This is a genomic window from Brevibacterium aurantiacum (assembly GCF_900169065.1).
GTDB lineage: Bacteria > Actinomycetota > Actinomycetes > Actinomycetales > Brevibacteriaceae > Brevibacterium > Brevibacterium aurantiacum.
The window spans coordinates 242,450-263,155 of sequence record NZ_FXZB01000001.1 but is presented as its reverse complement, the minus strand read 5'-3'; the positions used below and the strand labels follow the sequence as shown (position 1 = coordinate 263,155).

The window sequence follows — 20,706 nt, the reverse complement described above, 5'->3', positions numbered from 1 at the left end:
AGCGATTAGAATTTAATCGAACGAGAGGAAACGTGTGGAAGAGGAAAGTTACGGCGCCAGGCATCTGTCCGTCTTGTCGGGTCTCGAAGCGGTTCGCAAGCGTCCGGGCATGTACATCGGGACCACTGATTCCCGAGGGCTGATGCACTGCCTGTGGGAGATCATCGACAACGCTGTTGATGAGGCTCTGGGTGGTTTCGGCAAATCGATCCTCATCGAACTGGAACCAGATGGTTCGGTGGCTGTCACAGACAGCGGCCGTGGCATCCCCGTGGACATTGAGCCCAAGACCGGTTTGACCGGCGTCGAGGTTGTCCTGACCAAGCTCCACGCCGGAGGCAAGTTCGGCGGCAGCTCATATGCCGCATCCGGCGGCCTGCACGGAGTCGGCGCCTCAGTCGTCAATGCGCTCTCTGCTCGCCTCGATGTCGAAGTCACCCGAGGGTCGAAGGTTCACAAGATGTCCTTCCGTCGCGGAGTGCCGGGACGATTCGATGACTCGTCCGGTCAGCCGGGGCCAGACAATCCGTTCGAAGAATTCCACGAGCCGACCGGGCTCGACGTCGTCCGCAAGGCGAAGAAGGGAGTCACCGGAACCCGCGTCCAATACTGGGCCGATCCGCAGATCTTCCTGTCCAAAGCTCAGTTCGACTACCAGCATCTCGTCGAGCGCGCTCGTCAGACGGCATTCCTCGTCCCCGGTCTCGAGCTGCGGATCGAAGACCGCCGTGGAGTCGCACGTGACGAGACCGGTGAAGTCATCGCCGAACGACTCGAGGTCTTCCGCTTCGACGGCGGCATCACCGAATTCGTCGACCACCTGTCGATCGATCCGCCGATGACGGACACCTGGCGTCTGCAGGACACCGGGAAATTCAGTGAGACAGTTCCGGTGCTCGATTCCTCGGGCCATCTGGTCTCGAAGGAGGTTGAACGCGAGGTCGGTGTCGACATCGCTCTGCGGTGGGGGACCGGCTACGACACGAAGGTGAAGTCCTTCGTCAATGTTGTGTCCACTCCGCACGGCGGAACGCACTTGTCCGGCTTCGAACAGGCCAGTCTGAAAGCGATGCGCAAGGCCGTTGAAGCCAATGCCCGCAAGCTCAAACTGGGCAAGGACAAACTCGAAAAGGACGACGTCCTGGCTGGGCTGACCGCCGTGGTCACGGTGCAGTTGGCAGAACCTCAGTTCGAAGGACAGACCAAGGAAGTCCTGGGTACGGCTGCGGTGAGGCAGATCGTGGCGAAGACGGTCGAGAGGCAGCTGGGCGACATACTGTCCTCGACCAAACGCGCAGAGAAGCAGCAGGCGGCCGTCCTCATGGAGAAGGTCGTCGCCGAACTCAAATCGCGCATCTCGGCACGCACGCACAAAGAGAATCAGCGTCGCAAGACGGCACTCGAGGCATCGTCTCTGCCTGCCAAGCTCTACGACTGCCGTGACAACGGGGTGGAGAACACGGAGCTGTTCATCGTCGAGGGTGACTCCGCGATGGGGACGGCGAAAGCTGCTCGCAACTCCGACCATCAGGCGCTGTTTCCGATCCGCGGCAAGATCCTCAACGTGCAGAAGGCATCTCTGTCTGACATGTTGGCCAATGTCGAATGTGCCGCTCTGATTCAGGTCATCGGGGCGGGGTCCGGCCGCAGCTTCGACATCGATGCCGCCCGCTACGGGCGTGTCATCATCATGACCGATGCCGACGTCGACGGTGCCCACATCCGTACCCTGCTGCTGACCCTGTTCTTCCGCTACATGAAGCCGCTGGTCGAACAGGGGCGAGTGTTCGCCGCCGTTCCACCGCTCCACCGCGTGGAAGTGGTCACGAAGCGAGGAACACCGAACGATGTCATCTACACCTACAGCGAGGCAGAGCTCCAAGCGCTGCTGAAGAAGCTGGAGAAGTCGAAGAAGACGTACAAGGAACCCATTCAGCGCTACAAGGGCCTCGGCGAGATGGATGCCGACCAGTTGGCGGAGACGACGATGGATCCGAGTATGCGCACACTGCGTCGGGTCACAATGGCCGATGCCGAAGCGGCGGAGAACACCTTCGAGCTCCTGATGGGTTCCTCCGTTGGCCCGCGCAAGGAATTCATCGTCTCGGGGGCCGCTGTCCTCGACGCCGAGCGCATCGACAGCTGAACCGAACGAGGTGGGGCCCCGCCAGCTGAACTACGGTGTTCAGCTAGGCGGCGCTCCCGTCCAGCTCAGATTCCGGCGGCGATCGGAGCGAAGAGCAGCAGACTGGGGACGAGCAGCAGTCCCAGTGCGACGAGGCTCGACGTCACACGCACCGGGATCCGCGCAGGGTCCAGCGGACGCGAGAGACGGTCGATTCTCTGCACCGAAAGATCGCTGCGGTGCTCCGGGCTGATGCCTGCTGCTTCACGCACCGCCTGGGCCAGAATCGCAGGATCGACTTGTTCACGCGCTTGGTCATCGGCCATGAGCTCAATCTGACCATTGATGGAGTTGAGTCCGATCGCGGTGGCCGAGAAGAACGGCAGGGCGCGATGCCATGCGGCAAAGGGAATGACCAGCACGTCGTGGCGAAAATCCAGGTGAGCTCGCTCATGGGCGATGACGGCAGTGCGCTCGTCCTCGCTGAGGACTTCGAGCAGACCGGTGGAGAGGACCGCAGTGCCTTTGCGCGGTCCCTGCGGCAGGCAATAGGCCACAGCCTCGTCGGTCGTGATGATCCGCGTATCCGGGTACGTGGCAGACGGTTCGCTGAGCAGATGCAGGATCTCATCATGACGAACGCGAGTCTTGCGCGCTGAGTAGAACGTCAGCGCCAGACAGCCCAGCAGGCGCGCGATGAGCGCCACCGCGATGATGAGGAAGATCCAGCCGAAGACCGTGAGAGTGGTGTGCGACTCTCCTCTGGCAAGCTGCCACAGTCCCTCAGACAGGCTGCGCGAGTCCGGAGCCACGGCGAAGGCCAAAGCCGTACCGATAAGTGAGAGGCCACCGGAAAGGCCCACGGCCTGCCACAGAATGACCTTCGAGATAGGGTCTCCGCGAAAACGAGACAGCGCAGCCGGGACCGGCCACGCTAAGAGAAATGCAAGTACCGCGAGGACGGATCCCACGATGCTCATGCTCGGGAACTACCTGCTTCAGGAGTTGGTTGAGTGATTGCGTCCCAGCAGATTGCGCAGAGCCTTCGTATCGGCCTCCGACACAGTGCCCAGGAAGCGGGCGAGAACGGCCTGGCGATCAGGTGCCTGTGACAGAACTTCGGTCATCAGCTCTGCGACATGGTCTTCGCGTGTTGACACCGCGAGGTAGCGGTGCGGGCGGATGCTGCGATCGCGAGTGACGAAGCCCTTCTTCTCCAGTCGAGTGAGGACGGTGTGGACGGTGGTCAGTGCGAGGTCGCGTGCTGCGAGCACATCGCGGAGCTCGGCCGCGCTCAACCCATCATCATGTACCCAGATGGCGTCCATGACGCTGCGTTCGAGTTCGCCCAGTGTTCCCACGGTGTCCTTGTCCTTCGAGGAGATGTTTCTTCTTGCCAGATCAGTCTAACTCTACAGGCTGTCGAATTCCATGTGAGATCAACAGCAATCCGCTTCGTGGCCGCTGTGGGTGCGGCTTTCGGGCCGGTTTCGTCTGCCCGCCCATTCCGTCGGAGTAGGGTGAGCGCAAACGGGCAATGACGCTCATTCTGGGACGGCAGATCTTAGTGGGCAGAATATTGCCGCAACGTCCTCTACGTGTTGTAGAATTCTACGTGTTGTAGAAATTAGGTCTTCCACGAACGGAGTTCCCATGGACCTGGATCCGGTTCTCATCGGGCGCTGGCAATTCGGCATCACCACCGTCTATCACTTCTGGATGGTTCCGCTCACCCTCGGCCTTGGCATGCTCGTCGCGATTCTGCAGACCAGGTACCACCGCACCGGCAACGAAATGTACCTGCGCAGCACCAAGTTCTTCGGCAAGCTCTTCCTCATCAACTTCATCATGGGTGTTGCCACCGGTCTGGTCCAGGAATTTCAGTTCGGCATGGCATGGAGTGAGTACTCCCGCTTCGTGGGCGACGTCTTCGGTGCGCCTCTGGCGCTGGAGGCTCTGCTCGCGTTCTTCCTGGAGTCCACGTTCCTCGGGCTCTGGATCTTCGGCTGGGGCAGACTCCCTCGTGCCGTCCACTTAGGCAGCCTCTGGTGTGCCGTGATCGGATCGTGGATCTCCGCCTACTTCATCATCGTTGCGAACTCATGGATGCAGCACCCCGTCGGTGTCGAGCTGGTCGAGGGCAGAGCGGTGATGACCGACGTCTGGGCAGTGCTGACGAACAACACGGCTCTCGCGGCCTACGCTCACACACTGTGCGGGGCGTTGGCCGTGGGCGGCAGCTTCCTGCTCGGAATCTCCTGGTATCACCTGTACCGCCGACGCAAGGACGGTATCGACACCATCGGGGCCGACGGAAAGGTCGTCGTCGGTTCCGCACCTGATGTGCCCGGCAGAGACGCCATCGACCATCAGGTCTGGATCCGGTCCCTGCGCATCGGGGCAGTCGTCGGCCTCGTGGCCTTCGTCGGAGTCGCGATCACCGGTGACATCCAGTCCAAGCTGATGTTCGAACAGCAGCCCATGAAGATGGCCTCAGCCGAGGCCGCCTGCCACGACGGCACCGAGTTCTCCGTGCTCACGATCGGCGATCCCTCATCAAACGACTGCGACGGGGTGGAGAACGTATTCGAGATCCCGGGGCTGCTCTCCTTCCTCGCCAAGGGAGACTTCAACACTCCGGTCCACGGCGTCACGACGCTGCTTCCTGACTACCAGGAGAAATACGGCACCCATCTGCCCGAGGACGAACGCTACGGCCAGCACTCGGGCGAGAAGATCGACTACCAGCCCATCATGATCGTCACCTACTGGGGCTTCAGGTTCATGATCGGGTTCGGCATGATCGCGGCAGGAGTCAGCGCGTTGGGGCTGTGGCTGACCCGAAAGGGCACCGTCCCTGCCTCACCGTGGCTGATGCGCGGAGCGCTCCTGTCGATCACCGCCCCGTTCATCGCCAACTCCGCAGGCTGGATCTTCACGGAGATGGGACGTCAGCCATTCGTGGTCGCGCCGAATCCCGCGCAGCTCGATGGCGTGTACATGTTCACTCAAGCGGCGCTGTCTCCTGAGCTCACCCCGGGGATGCTGCTGTTCTCATTGATCAGCCTCAGTCTCGTCTACGGCATTCTCATGGTCGTGGAACTGCGGCTGCTCATCGTCTACATCAGGGGAGGGGTCGCCTCGGCGATGCCGGAGGTCACGAAGACCAATCACACCCCAAAGATCACGAACGACGAAGACGACGTCCTGTCGTTCGCGTACTGAGGAGAAGTCACGATGGAAACTCTCGCTACGATCTGGTTCGTCCTCATCATCGTGCTGTGGATGGGGTATCTGTTCCTCGACGGCTTCGACCTCGGCGTCGGGATGCTCATGCCGGTGCTGAGCCGCACCGAACGGCAGAAACGGGTGCTGCTCAACACGATCGGACCGACCTGGGACGGCAACGAGGTATGGCTGATCACTGCTGCCGGTGCCACTTTCGCCGCCTTCCCCCATTGGTACGCCTCGCTGTTCAGCGCGCTCTACATCCCCCTGACACTGTGCCTGCTGGCATTGATCTTCCGCGCCGTCGCCATCGAATATCGCGGCAAGGGCCACAGCGCGGTGTGGAAGTCCTTCTGGACGTGGGCCATAGCAGTGGGCTCGGCCGGAATCGCGTTCTTCATCGGCGCCATGCTCGCCATCACCTCCAGCGGACTGCCCTTGAACGAACACGGTGACATCGTCGGCGGAGCTTTCGCCTGGATGGGATGGCCCGCGGTCCTGGGCGGCCTGGGAGGGGTCGGCTTCGCCCTCGTCCACGGTCTGATCTTCCTGGGGCTCAAGACTCAGGGCGACATCCGAGAGAAGGCTCAGCGGTGGGCGCGGAGACTGATGCTGCCGGGGTCGATCGGCTTCCTCATCTGGTTCGGGCTCTCCATCACCGCACGTCCGTGGCTCATTGCCTTAGTCGTCGTCGCCGTGATCGCGCTGGTGGCAGCGTACCTCGCGGTGCGTTCCGGGGCAGAGAAGCGAGCCTTCGCCCTCCACGGGATCTACCTCGTGGCGGGACTGGCCGCAGTGTTCGCCGGGGCCTATCCCAATGTCCTGCCCTCAACACTGGACTCGGCGAACTCGCTGACGATCGCCTCGGCCTCGTCATCGGACTACACCCTCACGGTGATGCTGGTCGTGACCGCTGTCTTCCTGCCGATCATCATCGCCTACCAGATCTACAGCTACCGCATGTTCCTGGGACGGATCGCCGAGACCCACATCCCGGAGGCACACCGCGTTCCGGTCGCGATCAGATCATGAGCTCGCCACTGCGGATCCTGCTCGATCTGCCGGCTGGACGGCGGGGACTCTGCCTCTCCGTGTTCAGTGCACTGGCGCGTGCCGTCGGCATCGTGCTCATCGCCGAGGCTCTGGTGCGTTCGATCATCGGCACGAGCCCTGTCGCAGTCTGGGCGGTGCTGGGACTGCTGGGGGCGGCACTGCGCGGAGCGAACCTGTGGGCAGATCACACCCTGGGCACGTCCCTGGCAGCGGTGAACAAACAGCGGCTGCGGTCCTCGATCCTCTCCTCGCTGCTGACCGGGCGCGGCCAGCCTCGCATGAACACAGCAGTCACCGTCACCCGCGGCATCGACGACCTCGACGACTACTTCACGACCGTGGTGCCGGCACTGGCCGCGGCGGCGGTGGTTCCGGTGACGCTGCTTGTGCGCATCGTGTTCACCGACGTCCTCTCGGCGGTCATCATCGCCCTGTGTCTGCCGCTGGTTCCGATCTTCATGATCCTCATCGGCCGCTTCACCGAGGAATCGACGGCAGCCAGCACCACGGCACTCGAGCGCCTGTCCGATCACCTCGCCGAGTTGGCCGAGGGCCTGCCCGTGCTCATCGGCCTGGGCCGATCCAGGGATCACGCGCGCACGCTGCGAGCCCTGGGGGAGAAGTACCACGGCGCCAACCTGGCAACGCTGCGCATCGCATTCCTCTCAAGCCTCGCCCTCGAACTCATCGCTACGATCTCCGTGGCCCTGGTCGCCGTCGTCATCGGCCTGCGACTGGTCTCGGGAACCATGGACCTGAGCTCCGGTCTCTTCGTCCTGCTCTTGGCACCCGAGTGCTTCACCCCTCTACGTGAGCTGGGCGCCGGCTATCACGCCAGCGAGAACGGCCGTGAGGCCCAAGCCCGGGCACATGCGCTGATCGAGAGCACCGAGAGCGAGACACATGAAGGGCCAGACCGGGACAGTGCGACCAGTGCCGAGGCCCATGACGAGACGACGGAGGTCCGTCACCGGGTCGTGTACCCGAATCGGACGACGATCGAGTGGTCCGGTGATTTCCGGGAGTCTCCGGGCATCACCGCTGTTCGAGGGCCCTCAGGCGCGGGAAAATCGACGATTCTCTCGGCCCTGGCCGGCAACCTGCCCGCCCAGGCCCGCACCACAGTGGCACCTCGCCGAGTTGCGTTCGTCCCGCAGGCTCCACGATTCTTCGGCGCGACGATCGGGGCTGAACTCGATGTCTACGGTCTCCCACATGATCTGCAGACTGCCGCTCTGAGCCGTGCCCGACTGCCCGTGGACACGCACCTGTCGACCTCGGCACTGAGTCCAGGTCAGCTTCGTCGACTCGCCTTCGTCCGTGTCCAGCATCTGATCGACGATGATGCGACAGCCCTCGTCCTCGATGAGCCGACCGCCCACCTCGACGATGAGAACTCGGAGATCATCATCGGCATGATCGCCGAGGCGGCCACGCGTGTGCGTGTCATCCTGGCCAGCCATGACGACCGTGTCGTCGCACTGGCCGGGGACGAGATCGTGCCCAGCAGACCTAATGAACTCGGCAGTGCACTCCGCAACTCGGCGACTGCGCACACCCGTGCTCGGAGCGCAGATTCGGGCATGGTTGCCCAGCCTGCTTCTGCGAATGTGTCCGAGACAGCGTCTGCGGCGGGCGGGGAAGTTCCTGCCGTCCCGTCATCGGAGGATGGAGCTCAGGACACAGACACGGCGGCGGCGAACCGTGAGTTCGCAGCGGAAGAACCGCGGGCGAGGCTTCGCCGCCGTTGGTCGCTCCTGCGTTCGAGCATGCCTCTGTTCACACCGAATATGATCATCGCGCTGCTCGCATCGTGTGCCTCGAGTCTGGCCGCGATCGCACTGACCGCGGTCTCCGCGTGGCTCATCGTCGAGGCCTCCTATCAGCCGCCCATCATGATTCTCCTCGTCGCCATCGTCGGGGTGCGATTCTTCGGGCTGAGCCGGTCCGTGCTGCTCTATCTCAGTCGCCTCAAACTGCACTCGGCGATATTCGCTTCCTTGGGCAGGCTGCGCTCCCGTCTGTGGGAGCACTTCGAAGCGGTCGGAATGGGGGACCGGAAGCTGCTGACCTCCGATGCCGCACTGCGCACCATGGTCTCCGATGCCGATGATGTTCGCGATCTGATTCCGCGGACGCTGTTCCCACCAATCGCCTCGGCGTTGGTCTTCATCGCGGTGCTCATCGCGGCCTGGGCCCTCGACCCGGCGTCGCTGCCGGTGTTCCTGATACTCGGCGGCCTCAACCTGATCCTGCTGCCGGCAGCCGTGATCAGGAGTGAGAGCGGTCTGGCCCGCGGCGTCCGAACTGCACGCAACCGGATCCTCTCTGTCCTGGCACGTGCGTTGAATGCCACAGCGGACCTGCGAACGAATCGCGGCGTGGGCACGGTTCTGACAGCACTGGGCCGCGAAGAGCAGGAACTGCGCCGTGTGCAGCGCCGCTCGTCCCACCACCTCGGCATCGCCCAACTCTGGCTGCAACTGAGCACGGTCGGGGCCGCGGTGCTCATCGCCTTGACCTCATCGGCACCGACCGAGATCCGGGCCGTCGTCGTTCTCATTGCGCTGGGGTGCGCGGATGTCTTCTCACAGTCGATGCTCGCATTCCGTGCGCTGCCGAGCCTCGGTGTCGTTCTCGACCGTCTCCCCGCAATGCCACCGGCCCAGTCGGAACGTTGTAGCTCAAACGAGAACGGCACGTGGGCGAGCAACGGGGGCGAGCGTGCTGCTGGCAGCTCCTTCACCGCCCTCAATTTGGAAAGCATGAGCGTCGGATGGGAAGCCGGCCCCGTCGTTGAAGACGTGGATCTGCGTGCTCGGACGGGGCAGTGGACGGTTCTCCACGGTGACAGCGGGACGGGCAAGTCAACGACACTGAGCGTGCTCCTGCGCTTCCTCGACCCGTGGACCGGCAGCTATCGTGCCGAAGACGAAGCAGGCCGCGAGACGGATGTGCTCAGCCTTGCACCGTCAGACCTCGCAGGGAGGATTGCGTGGTGTCCCCAGGAGGCGCACATCTTCCGGTCGACGGTGAGAGGTAATCTCGCGATCGCACGTTCGGGCACACCCACCACAGAGGAGATGTGTGAGGCTCTGACCCGCGCTGGCCTCGGCGAATGGGCAGATGCCGCTGGCCTGGACCTGTGGGTCGGCGATCACGGTGCTGACATCTCCGGCGGGCAGCGTCAGCGGCTGGCCGTGGCCAGGACGATCCTGAGCGGGGCCGAAGTGATCGTCCTCGACGAGCCGACGGCTCACCTCGACGATGAGATGGCTCATCGGCTGGTGGCTGATCTGCGGATGAGCCTGGACTCACACGCCGTTGTGATGGTCACTCACGATCGCAGTCTGATCGCTGAGGGCGATCGACTGGTCGAGTTGGGAGACGAACTCAGTCGCGCTTCGAGCCGAACATGATCTCGTCCCAGCTGGGAATGGATGCGCGGCTGTTCTTCTTCGACTTCGCCTTCGACTCAGGGTCCTTGTACTGATTCGAATCTTCGCTGACTCCAGGCTCATTGAGCAGAGACAGCTGGTTGTCGTCATCGAATCTGCCGACCTCCTGGGTCGGTTCCTGAGGTTCGTCCGGGTCCGGCCTCGAAGGATCTTCGAAGGCGAAGACCTCGTCATCGGTCGCGTCCTCCGGCCGACCCGGTGCGGTGTGCGCACCCTGTGGGTGGGTCTCGGGGTCCTCGGTGACGGCGCGGAGCCGACCTCGGGGTTCGTCCTCTTCCTCATGGCGACGCCGCTTGCGCAGATTCTCCAAGATCCGGCCGGTCTCGGCCTGGTGGTCGCGGGCGGCGGGAGAGGGCTCGGATGAAGCCGGAGGAGCGGGCGGAGTGTCGATCTCCTCGGTGTTCTTCTGTCGTTCGGCGCCGGTACCGTAGTTCGGGATGGGGCCCGTATCCGTCGGACCGGAATCTGCCAACCACTTCGCTTCGTCGTCGATGGGTGTCAGTGACCGGCGGTAGTAATTCCATCCGGCCGTGCGAGTCCGATCAGCGGCAGTGAAGCTGAGCTGGATGTACCAGTTGCCGTCCTGCTGCTTCCACGCATCCCAATCCATGGTCTCGATGTCGACGTCGCGCATCGCCAGACGGGTCTGGCACAGCTCCACCAGGGGAGTCGGGTCGCCATTGGGGTCATGATCGGAATAGATCGGATGCTGGCTGGCGGTGTACGCGGTGTGTGCGCGTTCGGCCAGGGCTGGTCGCTCGTAGGTGCGGACCTGTTCGATATCGGCACCTGTGGAAGCAATGACTTCCTCTGCGCTCATCCCGCCGCGGATCATCGCCTGGATGTCCCGGGGGCGCACAGGGGTCTCGGGCTTGACTGTGGTGCGGTCCTTGCGGACAGCGGCGTACAGAGCTTCGTCGAGAGCCAATCGATACTGCAGCCCGTTTTCGTCGTTCAGCAGCAGATGTGTGCCGTCGGCGTCGACTCCGTTCAAGATCAGTTCACGCATGCCTTAAGCTCCTTTATCGCGTCTCCCTGCATCGTGTCACGTTCGGCACCGCGTGTTGGGCAGATTTGCGCGCGAGTCGCGAAATGCCCACCGCGAACGGCCAGCGGGCCATCGGCAACAGTCAGCGCGCAATCGGCAACGGCCAGAGGGCTATCGGTCCATGAACCGATCTCTGGTCTGAACGGTGAGAGGAACTGACTCACTGTATGGACAACGGGCGCGGCATCTCTACTGGCTGTAAAATCAGTAACTGTGAATAAGACTGCACCCATTGACACTCTCGTCCTCATGTCTTTCGGGGGACCGGAGGCTCCAGAAGAAGTCGTCCCTTTCCTCAAAAACGTCACCGCCGGTCGCGGAATACCGGAGGAGCGACTCGAAGAAGTCGGTGAGCACTACTATGGCTTCGGCGGAAAGTCGCCGATCAACGATCAGAACAAGGCGCTCCTGCAGGCATTGCGCGAAGAGCTCGAACGCCGCGGAATTGATACTCCACTGATTTGGGGCAATCGCAACTGGGAGCCGTACCTGACAGACGAGGTCCGTGCCGAGGCAGAGGCAGGAAGAACACGTTTTCTGTCCATCGACACTTCGGCGTACTCGTCGTACTCATCGTGCCGTCAGTACCGGGAGGACTTCGCCAAGACGATCCAGGAACTGTCAGCCGAGGGCACGACAGTCACGATCGACAAGATCCGACAGTTCTACAACCACCCTGGGTATGCCCAGGCCTGCGCTCTGCTTCTGAAGGAGGGGCTGGTCGACTTTGCGAAGCAGGTCGGGGCTCTAGATGCTGGGAAGCATCGGATACTGTTCGTCACGCATTCCATTCCCAACGTCATGCAGGACGCTTCTGCGGTGGCGACGAGCGGCTACCAGGCGCAGCACGAAGAGCTGATGGCCCACCTCCTCGAGGGACTCTCGGAATCCGAAGCACTTCCGGCGGAGCTGGTGTACTGCTCTCGTTCGGGATCCCCAGAGGTCCCGTGGCTCGAACCCGATGTCAATGATCGGATGAGGGAGCTTTCCGAAGACGGGGTCACCGGCGTCGTCCTCGTGCCGATCGGCTTCATCTCCGATCACATGGAAGTTGCCTTCGACCTCGACACCGAAGCGAAGGAGACTGCTGCCGAACTCGACTTCGCATTCACCCGCGTTGCGACAGTCGGAACTCATCCCCTGTTCGTCTCCGGGCTCGTCGTCCTCGTCGAGGAGAGAATCGCACAGCTTCGCGGTGAGCAGACAGCTGCCCCTGTCATTGCCGGTTCCACAGCGCTGACTCCCGGCAGCGGCGCGTGCAGCATCGAATGCTGCCGAGGACGCATCGAACGAGCGACCGAACCCAACTGGCCGGCCTGAGAGAAGCCTCACCACGCCTCGTCAGCAAACAGAAATCCCTCCTCTGCAGAATTCGCAGGGGAGGGATTCTCAGTTGCTTCGGTCCTGGGGAGTCAGGACTCTTCGGGTGCAGGAATGATCGGAATGGCTCCGGTCTCTGCTGTGATGACGGCGGCTATGGGTCCTGTGTCCACATCATTGCGATCGGCGAGTTCCAAGAGATTCTGCAGGTCGTCGATGAGTGTCTCGACGAGATAGTCGTCTCCCTCGGACCGGGCTTCCTGGAGGCGATGACGGACATCGTCGATCCTGGTATCGAGTTGATTTGCGAATTCACTCATCGTGTATTCGTCCTTCCTCGGGTCGTCTCCCACGCATGGGGCGATCCCAGTTTCGTTCACCGACGATGTTCAATCGGCACTATTCGACTTATGTATTCTCGCAGAGCTTTTCGAGAGTCGTATGTGCGAACCGTCACGAACTGACACATCAGTGACGAGTATCACTGTGAACATTCACGATCTGGTCTTGCCAACGGTAAGCATACAGTGCACAATGCTGGGGGCACGTTTGGCGAGAGGGGCCGAAAATCCTCTTCAGCACACCCGACAGAGAGCGATGAGCCATATGGCAACAGACTACGACGCACCTCGTAAGCAAGACGATGAAATCAAAAGCGATTCGATTGAACAGCTGAAGGCTTCACGCTCGCAGGCGCAGGCCAGCAAGATTGACGAAGATGAGACCGCGGTTGCGGAAGGGTTCGAACTGCCCGGTGCGGACCTGTCGAACGAAGAGCTCTCCGTTCGAGTGCTGCCTAAGCAGAATGACGAGTTCACCTGCATGGAATGCTTCCTGGTCCGCCATCGCTCTCAGTTGGCCAGTGATGAAGGCGGAGTCCCCATCTGCACGGACTGTGCTGGCTGAAGCAACTGTCGGATGATACAAGAACGCGCCCTTGTCGGGGCGCGTTTCTGTATCTCTGGCACCTGGTATCCCTGCCTGTGAACGTGTCTGCCGTCTCCGAGCGGTGCAGCTGGTCTCAGGGTTTGAGTGCGGCGGCGAGTTCCATCGGACGTTTGCTCGACACCAGCCAATAGGGAGTCGGATCGGACTCATCGTGGATGTCGATGCGCACCGCGCATTTGGCCCAAGGACGCAGCATCAAAAAGGCTCGGGCGTCGAGGCCCGTTCCCCGCGCGGTTCGTGCAGATTCAGCGTCGTACCCCGTGGCATCGGTGACGTAACGGCGATCAATATGCGCGTCCCCGACGAAGAGCTGTTGTTCGGTGACGATGATCGAAATACCGAGCGAGCGCAGCCACCAGGCCAGAAGGACGAAGCTGACCACTGGGAGGATGATGGTGCCTGCCGTCCACACGGGGAACACCATCAGTGCGGTCGAGGCCGCAGCGATCACAATGAGAATCCACATACCGATCGAGGGGCCGAGTTTTTCCGTGTAGACCACACGTGTTTCGGGTTGAGTCGTTGCCATAGGGCCATTCTCCCATAACGGACTTTTTGGAAGCGCTCAGGCTTCGGCGTTAGAGTGCATCTTTGTGGCAGAAATCCTGAAAATTGACCTCAAACTGCTCGACGCAGGCATCACTCCTCCTTCGTACGCGCATGCGTCCGACGCGGGAGCAGATCTATGCTCAGCGATCGACTTCGTTCTCGAACCATTTGAGCGCAAGGTTGTGCCCACCGGCATTGCAATCGCCCTCCCGATCGGTACCGCAGGATTCGTCCATCCGCGCTCTGGGCTGTCCAGCAAACACGGCGTGACTGTGATCAACGCCCCAGGCACGATCGACGCCGGCTATCGCGGTGAGATCAAAGTGCCGCTGATCAACCTCGACGCGCGGACCCCGGTGCGCATCTCGCGCGGAGACCGCATTGCACAGCTCGTCATCCAAGAAATCAAACAAGCAGACTTCACCCTCGTCGAATCGCTGGACGACAGCGATCGCGGCGCAGGGGGCTTCGGCTCCACTGGTGGGGTAAAAGCAGGTCTGACAGAGAAAGAGGTGTGAACGACCATGGGACTGTTCTCTCGATTCTCCAAGAAATCCTCCGCTGAGAAGATCGACGACACCGTCGACGAGGAGCGCGACGTCGATGACGTTGCGACAGAAGACACCGAGGCCGAAGAATCGACTGACATCGATTCAGACGAAGCCGAACCGAGCGACGCCGACAACTCCACCGATGACGAAGACGCCGCCGAAGATGAAGATGTCGACGAACTCGACGAGGACGCCCTGCTCGAGAAGTCCGCTCCCTACGACCGTTCGGAGAAGGGTCCCTTCGACGCTTCGGAAGACTACCCCGAGCTCAACAGGCTCGACCTGGGTGCTCTCAAGGTGCCAGTCGTCGACGGTATGCAGGTGCGCCTGGACACCGACGACGAGTCCCAGCGCGTGCTGGCGGTGACGCTCATCCACGAAGGTGGCGGAATCCAGCTGCAGGCCTTTGCTACACCGCGATCAGAGGGACTGTGGAACACGGTCCGCAAACAGCTGGCCAGCGGCGTCACCTCACAGGGTGGGGAAGCCTCGGAGCTGCACACCGCGCTGGGCAGGGAACTGGCCGTCGAAGTTCCAGCCAAGACCGAGGACGGTCGTCCCGGCAAGCGCGCCATGCGTTTCGCAGGCGTTGACGGACCACGCTGGTTCGTACGCGCGGTGTTCTCCGGCAAGGCGGTGACCAACGATGAGATCCGGTCCGAACTCAGCGCACTCTTCCGCGGCGTCATCGTCGACAGGGGCCAGGAGGCGATGGCTCCGCGTGAGCTCATCGTGCTCACAGCACCCGAGGTCAACGGAGATTCCGAGACTGAGGACGAAGACAAGGACGAACTCAACCCGTTCGAACGCGGCCCGGAAATCACCGAGGTTCGCTGAGATCCATGCTGGATCTCATCACACGCCTCGTGCGTGACTTCGGGTCCAGAGACGCTGAGGCGCGGGCCGATCTGAGACTGGTGTCCCAGATTCCCGGCGTCATCAGTGTGCAGGACCTCAGCCCACGGCAGCTCTCACGTATCGCCGGAGTCGTCAGCGCTGTGACGCAGTCATGCAGCGGCGACAGTCCCCGTCTGCACATCACGGTTGCTGACGGGACCGGCGAGGTCCATGCGCAGTTCCTGGGCCGCCGCGAGATCAGCGGAATCAAGCCCGGTGCACTCATCGTCCTCGAGGGGCGCTTCTGCGCACACGACGGTGCTTTGAAGGCCCATAACCCCGTCTATGAGCTGATCCAGACCCGCGACGACCACGAATAATTCTTTCTGGCGACGAGGCCAAGGCCTGAGATCTTCAGCTCAAGTCGCCGGAGCCTGCAGCAGGCTCAGCAGTGCGCCCTCCTGATCGGGTGAGGAGAGGAAGAACAATTCGTCCCCGGCCTCGATCACGTCATCGGCGCTGGGCGCGAAGGCTCTCGAGTTGCGGATGATCGCGACGAGCACCGTGTCCAGCGGGAAGGCGATTTCGCCGATCCGTGAGGCGACGAGCGCGGACGACTCATGAACGGTGAACTCCATCAGACCAGCCTGACCGCGTTCGAAGCTCATCAGATGCACCAGGCCGCCGACCTCGACGGCCTCCTCGACAAGTGCGGTCATCAGTCGTGGAGTCGACACTGCCACGTCGACTCCCCAGTTCTCGTCGAAGAGCCACTCGTTCTTCGGGTTGTTCACCCGCGAAACGGTGCGCGGCACACCGAACTCCGTCTTCGCCAGCAGAGACAGAACGAGATTGGTCTTGTCGTCACCGGTCGCGGCCACGACGACATCGGCCTCCTCGAGCTTGGCCTCACCCAATCCCGCCAGCTCGCACGCATCCGAAAGCAGCCATTCGGCCCCCGGTATGCGCTCATGGCCCAGAGCCTCCTTGCTCTGATCGATGAGCATGACCGTGTGCTTCTTGTCGAGGAGTTCCCGAGCCACTGAACGACCGACGGATCCGGCCCCTGCGATGACGACTCTCATTCTTCCTCCATTGCTCGCACCGGCTGGTCCAGGATCTTCTCGATCTCGCCGAGGCGGTCCACCGGGCACATCAGATGGACCAGATCCCCGTCCTGGAGGAGCAGATCCTCGTGAGCGAGGATGCCCTCGGACAGGCGTGTGACGTAGGCGACTCGTGCCTTGGTCCTGGTCTCGATCTCCTTGATCGGCCTGGCCACCCAGCCGGGATCGAGATGGACTTCGGCGAGCACGAGCCTGCCTGAAGGCTCGCGGAATTCGGTGATGGATCCCTGCGGAACGAGTTTGCGCATCACCTGGTCGGCCGTCCACCTCACTGTGGGAACGGTCGGAATGCCCAGTCGTTCGAACACCTGGGCGCGGTTGGGATCGTAGATTCTGGCCGCGACGTTGACCACGCCGAAGGTCTCCCGGGCGACACGCGCGGCAAGGATATTGGAATTGTCTCCGCTGGAGACGGCGGCGAAGGCGTAGGCGTCCGACGTCTTCGCCTGGGAGAGGGTCTCACGATCGAACCCGATGCCGGTGATGGTGGAACCGCTGAATTCCCTGCCGAGCTTGAGGAACGCATCGGGGTTGCGATCGACTACAGCCACCGAGTGCCCGTTGGCATCGAGGGCTTTGGCCAAGGACGCTCCGACTCGGCCGCAGCCCATAATCACGAAGTGCATGGGTAATCCTCTCCGCATTGATCTACCATTAGTGCCCGTGGCCAGCAGTTTTTCTGATGCCGTCAAAAGACTACTCGTTGGACGGCCCTTCCGCAGTGAGGACAGGCGTGCGCCTGCGCTGAAGAAGCGCATCGCAATGCCCGTCTTCGCCTCCGACATGCTCTCGTCCGTGGCCTATGCCCCCGACGAGATCCTACTGGCGCTGTCCCTGACATCTCTTGTCGCTCTGACTGTGGCGCCCTGGATCGGTGTAGCCGTCGGCGCGGTGATCTTGGTGATCGTCGCCTGCTATCGCATCAACGTCAAGGCCTACCCCTCGGGCGGCGGCGACTACGAGGTCGCGTCGAAGAACCTCGGGCCCCGTGCCGGTCTGGTCGTCGCCGCGGCCCTGCTGGTTGACTATGTGCTGACCCTGGCCGTGTCGATGACGGTCTTCGCCGCCTACATCACCACGGCCTTCCCAGTTCTGGCCCCATACCGTGTCCCCGTGGCGATCATCGGGATTCTGCTCATCACCCTGGCCGGACTGCGTGGTTCACGCGCCACCCCTGTGCTGCTTGCCGTCCCGACCTACCTGTTCCTCGGCGCTGTATTCCTCACCATGTGCGTGGGCCTGCTGCGGGTCGGCGCCGGCGACCTCCCGCAGGCGGAGACGGCCGATTACACCGTTGCCCACACGGGGATCAACGACGAGGCCACCCTCGGACTGGCGACGGTCCTCATCGTCCTGCGCGCCTTCTCCTCGGGGTCGGTGGCATTGGCCGGTGTGCAGACGGTGGCCACAGCGGTGCCCGCATTCAAGAAGCCGCGCGGCAAGAATGCCGGCAACACCCTGCTGCTCTCTGGCCTGCTGGCGGCCCTGATGCTCACCGGCCTGACCTATCTGGCGTCGGTGACCGGGGTCAAATACGTCGACGATCCGCATCTCTACCTGATGCGACCCGACGGCAGTGCGGTCAGCGCCGAATACGAACAGGAACCGGTGCTCGCGCAGCTGGCCCATGCCATCTTCGACAATGCACCCGTGATGTTCTACCTCGTTGTGCTCGTCGCAGCGCTCGTGCTCATCGTCGCCGCGAACACCGCGGTCGAAGGATTCCCCGGCCTCGCCTCCCGGCTGGCACGCGACGGATTCCTGCCCAGGCAGCTGGCGACGAAGGGCGATCGGCTGACGTTCTCCAACGGCATCTTGCTCTTGGCCTTCGCCGCGATCCTCCTCGTCGTCGCCACGCGAGCCTCGGCGACGACACTGATCCAGCTCTATCTCGTCGGCGTCTTCGCCAGCTTCGTCGTGGGTCAGGCAGGCATGGTCCTCCACTGGAACAAACGGCTGCGCCTGGTCATCGAGTCCAAGGCGCGCGTGCGGATGCACCTCAACCGTCTCGTCAACGGCGCCGGCTGCGTCATCGCCTCCGGCGTCCTGCTCGTCGTGATCGTTTCCAAGTTCCTCGCCGGTGCCTGGCTCGCGGTCGCGGCGATGGCCGGACTGTTCATGATCATGGGTGCGATCCATCGCCACTACTCCCGCGTGGCACGGGAACTGGCACCGGAGACGGACAGCGAATCCCGCACGATCCCGTCGAACACCCACGCGATCGTCGTCGTCAATGAGATCAACAAACCGACCCTGCGAGCCCTGTCCTATGCACGGGTGACACGCTCGAGCCAGCTCGAGGCCATCACCGTCGCCGTCGATGAGGACTCTGCCGCGGCCCTGCAGCGGCAATGGAACGAGATGGCGCTGCCCGTGCCGCTGACGGTCCTCGACTCTCCCTACCGAGAGCTCGTCAGGCCTCTGCTGGCGCATGTGCTGGCCATCCGGCGCAGATCCCCACGCGACCTCGTCATCGTCTACATTCCCCAGTTCATCGTCGGGCGCTGGTGGGAGCACATCCTGCACAACCAAGTAGCCTTGAAGCTGCGCACTCGTCTGCTGCTGGTCCCCAACGTCGTCGTGGTCTCCGTGCCCTGGCGGCTGCGTTCCTTCTCCCGGCAGTACGAGGGCGATGGACCCGAAAACGACAATCCACTGTACAGACAGGCCTGAACACCGATGAGCGCACCTTCAGCCGAAGAGATCCCGGCCATGGATCTGACCCTGCACATCGAGAGCCCCGCTGCCGGAGGCAGCAGCATCGCTCGCCACGAGGGGCAGGTCGTCTTCGTCACCGGTGCGATCCCGGGGGAGACAGTGCGTGCTCGCACCGAAGCCGGGCCGAAGGCGAAGTTCCTGCGCGCCGATGTCACCGAGGTCCTCGACGCCTCGGAATTCCGAGTCGATGACCGTCGCTCGCAGTTCCTCACAGAAGGCGCCGACGCCGGGGCGCTCTTCGGCGGGATGGAGTTCGCCCATGTCGACCTCGCCCACAGTCGTGAGCTCAAGGCCGAAGTCCTCCGCGATCAGCTCTCCCGGATCGGCCACATCGACCGCAGCGTCGAGGTGGCGGCCGCACCGGGGGAGACCACCGGCCTGAACTGGCGGACCCGCGTGCAGCTGGCCGTCGACGGCAACGGTCGCCTCGGCATGCTGGCACCGCGCTCCCACGACATCGTGCCGCTGACCGCCGCTCCACTGGCAACGTCTGCCATCGCCGAGGTGGCCCTGTCCTCACTGCGCCTGCCCGGTGCCGATCGACTTGAGTTCGCTTGGGCCGGTGATCGTGGAGCCGCCATCGTGCGCGGTGACTGTGATCCCTCCGGGCTCTCCGAGCTGGCGCAGATCCTGCCCTCGCAGTGGTCAGTTCTCGCAGACGCGCGAAACGGCACCGGCCGCAAGGGAGCCGGAACGAAGGGCGGACACTCGAAGCTGGCCGTGGTCAGGGGAGAGGACCAGCTGATCGAAACGGTCTCCGGGCGTGACTACCGGGTCGCGGCCGACGGATTCTGGCAGGTCCATGAACAGTCTCCGGGGCTGCTGAGTAAGAAGGTCAACTCCGCTCTCAGCGACCAGACGCAGATGATCACGGATCTCTACTGTGGTGTCGGGCTGTTGGGAATCAGTGCCGCCACCGCCACCGGTGCACGACTCTATGGGGTCGAAGGTGCGAAGTCCGCCATCGAGAACGCAAAAGTCAACGCGAAGGGCCTCACCGCGAACTTCGATGCGTCCCGGGCAGATCGGGCGAAGATCCCGAACTCAGACGTCATCATCCTCGACCCGCCGCGTGCCGGCGCCGGTAAAGCCGTCACCAGGGCACTCATCGAATCGAGCGCGACAACGATCGTCTACGTCTCCTGCGACGCCGCCACCCTGGCTCGGGACCTCGCGGTCCTGGTCAACGGTGGATTCGCCATTGACAGCCTCTCCGGCTTCGACCTGTTCCCACTCACCTCACACGTGGAAACTGTCACCGTCCTCAGACGGTGACAGTTGCGGGACGACGGCCCACCTCGGCGAGGGTGAGGGGTTGACGCGTTCCCACCTCGGCGGGGGAGGTCAGACTTGGGACCGCTGTGGGAGGAGGATGAGGACGATGAGGGCGATGAAAGTGGTCAGGAAGCCCCACAGCCCCCACCATCCGGAGGAGCGGCCCTTCTCGTCGGCTAGGGAACGGCAGATGACGGCGAAGATGATGCCCACGAGGAGTGCGCCGAATCCGAATCCGGCTCCGAGTGTGAACGGGTCCATGAGAGCTCCTTGCTCGCTGCTGTTGAGATGACTCCAGATTAGGGTTCTTCGACGCCGCTCCGCGCTGGAGTTGTCCGGACGCTCGCTTGGGGAAAACCCGATTCTCAGTTCACCGACAGGCCACCGTCAGAAGGTGGTCAAGGGCGGCCAAATGAGATAGAATTTATCTTGACGTCAAGATACTTTTGGAAACATTTGTGTCGCGTAA

General features: G+C 62.7%; 19 protein-coding genes. 11 read left to right on the top strand and 8 right to left on the bottom strand.

The genetic code is table 11. The annotated features are described in order from the left end of the window. Window positions 1-34 precede the first annotated feature (34 nt). Window positions 35-2,146 (top strand): DNA gyrase/topoisomerase IV subunit B, encoded by a 2,112-nt coding sequence (locus BAUR9175_RS01170; protein ID WP_069600299.1) that lies wholly within the window; start codon window positions 35-37, stop codon window positions 2,144-2,146. 65 nt (window positions 2,147-2,211) lie between these two features. Here BAUR9175_RS01170 and BAUR9175_RS01165 read toward each other — a convergent pair whose 3' ends face one another. Together BAUR9175_RS01165 and BAUR9175_RS01160 are read right to left on the bottom strand one after the other, a co-directional pair. Next, window positions 2,212-3,105 (bottom strand): M56 family metallopeptidase, encoded by an 894-nt coding sequence (locus tag BAUR9175_RS01165; protein ID WP_009884388.1) that lies wholly within the window; start codon window positions 3,103-3,105, stop codon window positions 2,212-2,214. A gap of 18 nt (window positions 3,106-3,123) precedes the next feature. Then, complete coding sequence (locus BAUR9175_RS01160; protein WP_009884389.1) at window positions 3,124-3,486, bottom strand: BlaI/MecI/CopY family transcriptional regulator; 363 nt, start codon at window positions 3,484-3,486, stop codon at window positions 3,124-3,126. 298 nt (window positions 3,487-3,784) lie between these two features. Between BAUR9175_RS01160 and BAUR9175_RS01155 the strand changes: the two genes are divergently transcribed. The 3 genes from BAUR9175_RS01155 to cydC are packed head-to-tail and all read left to right on the top strand — an operon-like array spanning window position 3,785 to window position 9,825. Then, a complete protein-coding gene (locus BAUR9175_RS01155; RefSeq protein ID WP_035279304.1) occupies window positions 3,785-5,350 on the top strand; it encodes a cytochrome ubiquinol oxidase subunit I in 1,566 nt (521 codons plus the stop codon). A 12-nt stretch (window positions 5,351-5,362) separates the two neighbouring features. Further along, window positions 5,363-6,385: a cytochrome d ubiquinol oxidase subunit II gene (gene cydB / locus BAUR9175_RS01150; RefSeq protein WP_101582698.1), complete on the top strand. Its 1,023-nt coding sequence runs from the start codon at window positions 5,363-5,365 to the stop codon at window positions 6,383-6,385. Beyond that, window positions 6,382-9,825 (top strand): thiol reductant ABC exporter subunit CydC, encoded by a 3,444-nt coding sequence (gene cydC, locus BAUR9175_RS01145; RefSeq protein WP_101582694.1) that lies wholly within the window; start codon window positions 6,382-6,384, stop codon window positions 9,823-9,825. The genes cydB and cydC overlap by 4 nt, the downstream gene beginning before the upstream one ends. Here cydC and sepH read toward each other — a convergent pair. Continuing rightward, the gene (sepH, locus tag BAUR9175_RS01140) at window positions 9,800-10,873 is read right to left on the bottom strand and encodes a septation protein SepH (protein ID WP_029417479.1); all 1,074 of its coding nucleotides are present in this window, start codon (window positions 10,871-10,873) and stop codon (window positions 9,800-9,802) included. The two genes, cydC and sepH, sit on opposite strands and share 26 nt — an antisense overlap. Window positions 10,874-11,125: 252 nt before the next feature. Between sepH and BAUR9175_RS01135 the strand changes: the two genes are divergently transcribed. Then, window positions 11,126-12,232 (top strand): ferrochelatase, encoded by a 1,107-nt coding sequence (locus BAUR9175_RS01135; RefSeq protein ID WP_101582692.1) that lies wholly within the window; start codon window positions 11,126-11,128, stop codon window positions 12,230-12,232. 92 nt (window positions 12,233-12,324) lie between these two features. On the opposite strand, the gene BAUR9175_RS01130 is transcribed toward BAUR9175_RS01135, so the two are convergent. After that, window positions 12,325-12,552 carry a Med9 domain-containing protein gene (locus tag BAUR9175_RS01130; RefSeq protein ID WP_009884395.1) on the bottom strand — a complete coding sequence of 76 codons (228 nt, stop codon included), beginning with the start codon at window positions 12,550-12,552 and terminating at the stop codon, window positions 12,325-12,327. Between the two features lie 286 nt (window positions 12,553-12,838). On the opposite strand from BAUR9175_RS01130, the gene BAUR9175_RS01125 reads away from it, so the two are divergent. Beyond that, window positions 12,839-13,138: a DUF4193 domain-containing protein gene (locus BAUR9175_RS01125; RefSeq protein WP_009884396.1), complete on the top strand. Its 300-nt coding sequence runs from the start codon at window positions 12,839-12,841 to the stop codon at window positions 13,136-13,138. Between the two features lie 115 nt (window positions 13,139-13,253). Here BAUR9175_RS01125 and BAUR9175_RS01120 read toward each other — a convergent pair whose 3' ends face one another. Then, complete coding sequence (locus BAUR9175_RS01120; RefSeq protein ID WP_009884397.1) at window positions 13,254-13,709, bottom strand: DUF3093 domain-containing protein; 456 nt, start codon at window positions 13,707-13,709, stop codon at window positions 13,254-13,256. A gap of 64 nt (window positions 13,710-13,773) precedes the next feature. Between BAUR9175_RS01120 and dut the strand changes: the two genes are divergently transcribed. The 3 genes from dut to BAUR9175_RS01105 are packed head-to-tail and all read left to right on the top strand — an operon-like array spanning window position 13,774 to window position 15,497. Beyond that, complete coding sequence (dut, locus tag BAUR9175_RS01115; protein WP_009884398.1) at window positions 13,774-14,247, top strand: dUTP diphosphatase; 474 nt, start codon at window positions 13,774-13,776, stop codon at window positions 14,245-14,247. A 6-nt stretch (window positions 14,248-14,253) separates the two neighbouring features. Continuing rightward, window positions 14,254-15,117, top strand: a complete 864-nt coding sequence (locus tag BAUR9175_RS01110) for a DUF3710 domain-containing protein (RefSeq protein ID WP_009884399.1) — start codon at window positions 14,254-14,256, stop codon at window positions 15,115-15,117. A 5-nt stretch (window positions 15,118-15,122) separates the two neighbouring features. Beyond that, on the top strand, window positions 15,123-15,497 hold the full coding sequence (locus BAUR9175_RS01105) for an OB-fold nucleic acid binding domain-containing protein (protein WP_009884400.1): 375 nt from the start codon (window positions 15,123-15,125) through the stop codon (window positions 15,495-15,497). 39 nt (window positions 15,498-15,536) lie between these two features. On the opposite strand, the gene BAUR9175_RS01100 is transcribed toward BAUR9175_RS01105, so the two are convergent. Together BAUR9175_RS01100 and BAUR9175_RS01095 are read right to left on the bottom strand one after the other, a co-directional pair. Further along, on the bottom strand, window positions 15,537-16,202 hold the full coding sequence (locus BAUR9175_RS01100) for a potassium channel family protein (RefSeq protein ID WP_009884401.1): 666 nt from the start codon (window positions 16,200-16,202) through the stop codon (window positions 15,537-15,539). Beyond that, window positions 16,199-16,870, bottom strand: coding sequence for a potassium channel family protein (locus BAUR9175_RS01095; RefSeq protein WP_009884402.1), 672 nt, complete (start codon window positions 16,868-16,870; stop codon window positions 16,199-16,201). Before BAUR9175_RS01095 ends, BAUR9175_RS01100 begins: the two co-directional genes overlap by 4 nt. Window positions 16,871-17,006: 136 nt before the next feature. Between BAUR9175_RS01095 and BAUR9175_RS01090 the strand changes: the two genes are divergently transcribed. Together BAUR9175_RS01090 and BAUR9175_RS01085 are read left to right on the top strand one after the other, a co-directional pair. After that, window positions 17,007-18,917, top strand: a complete 1,911-nt coding sequence (locus BAUR9175_RS01090) for an APC family permease (RefSeq protein ID WP_009884403.1) — start codon at window positions 17,007-17,009, stop codon at window positions 18,915-18,917. Window positions 18,918-18,923: 6 nt separating this feature from the next. Next, window positions 18,924-20,237 carry a class I SAM-dependent RNA methyltransferase gene (locus BAUR9175_RS01085; protein WP_257944246.1) on the top strand — a complete coding sequence of 438 codons (1,314 nt, stop codon included), beginning with the start codon at window positions 18,924-18,926 and terminating at the stop codon, window positions 20,235-20,237. A gap of 69 nt (window positions 20,238-20,306) precedes the next feature. Here BAUR9175_RS01085 and BAUR9175_RS01080 read toward each other — a convergent pair whose 3' ends face one another. Next, the gene (locus BAUR9175_RS01080; RefSeq protein ID WP_009884405.1) at window positions 20,307-20,498 is read right to left on the bottom strand and encodes a hypothetical protein; all 192 of its coding nucleotides are present in this window, start codon (window positions 20,496-20,498) and stop codon (window positions 20,307-20,309) included. Between the last annotated feature and the right edge of the window lie 208 nt (window positions 20,499-20,706).

Coding starts and splice junctions, on each gene's coding strand:
- BAUR9175_RS01165 (WP_009884388.1), bottom strand. CDS start 3,105: ATGAGCATCGTGGGATCCGTCCTCGCGGTACTTGCATTTCTCTTAGCG.
- BAUR9175_RS01100 (WP_009884401.1), bottom strand. CDS start 16,202: ATGAGAGTCGTCATCGCAGGGGCCGGATCCGTCGGTCGTTCAGTGGCT.
- BAUR9175_RS01090 (WP_009884403.1), top strand. CDS start 17,007: ATGCCCGTCTTCGCCTCCGACATGCTCTCGTCCGTGGCCTATGCCCCC.
- BAUR9175_RS01105 (WP_009884400.1), top strand. CDS start 15,123: ATGCTGGATCTCATCACACGCCTCGTGCGTGACTTCGGGTCCAGAGAC.
- cydC (WP_101582694.1), top strand. CDS start 6,382: ATGAGCTCGCCACTGCGGATCCTGCTCGATCTGCCGGCTGGACGGCGG.
- BAUR9175_RS01110 (WP_009884399.1), top strand. CDS start 14,254: ATGGGACTGTTCTCTCGATTCTCCAAGAAATCCTCCGCTGAGAAGATC.
- BAUR9175_RS01130 (WP_009884395.1), bottom strand. CDS start 12,552: ATGAGTGAATTCGCAAATCAACTCGATACCAGGATCGACGATGTCCGT.
- BAUR9175_RS01085 (WP_257944246.1), top strand. CDS start 18,924: ATGAGCGCACCTTCAGCCGAAGAGATCCCGGCCATGGATCTGACCCTG.
- BAUR9175_RS01080 (WP_009884405.1), bottom strand. CDS start 20,498: ATGGACCCGTTCACACTCGGAGCCGGATTCGGATTCGGCGCACTCCTC.
- cydB (WP_101582698.1), top strand. CDS start 5,363: ATGGAAACTCTCGCTACGATCTGGTTCGTCCTCATCATCGTGCTGTGG.
- sepH (WP_029417479.1), bottom strand. CDS start 10,873: ATGCGTGAACTGATCTTGAACGGAGTCGACGCCGACGGCACACATCTG.
- BAUR9175_RS01095 (WP_009884402.1), bottom strand. CDS start 16,870: ATGCACTTCGTGATTATGGGCTGCGGCCGAGTCGGAGCGTCCTTGGCC.
- BAUR9175_RS01120 (WP_009884397.1), bottom strand. CDS start 13,709: ATGGCAACGACTCAACCCGAAACACGTGTGGTCTACACGGAAAAACTC.
- BAUR9175_RS01125 (WP_009884396.1), top strand. CDS start 12,839: ATGGCAACAGACTACGACGCACCTCGTAAGCAAGACGATGAAATCAAA.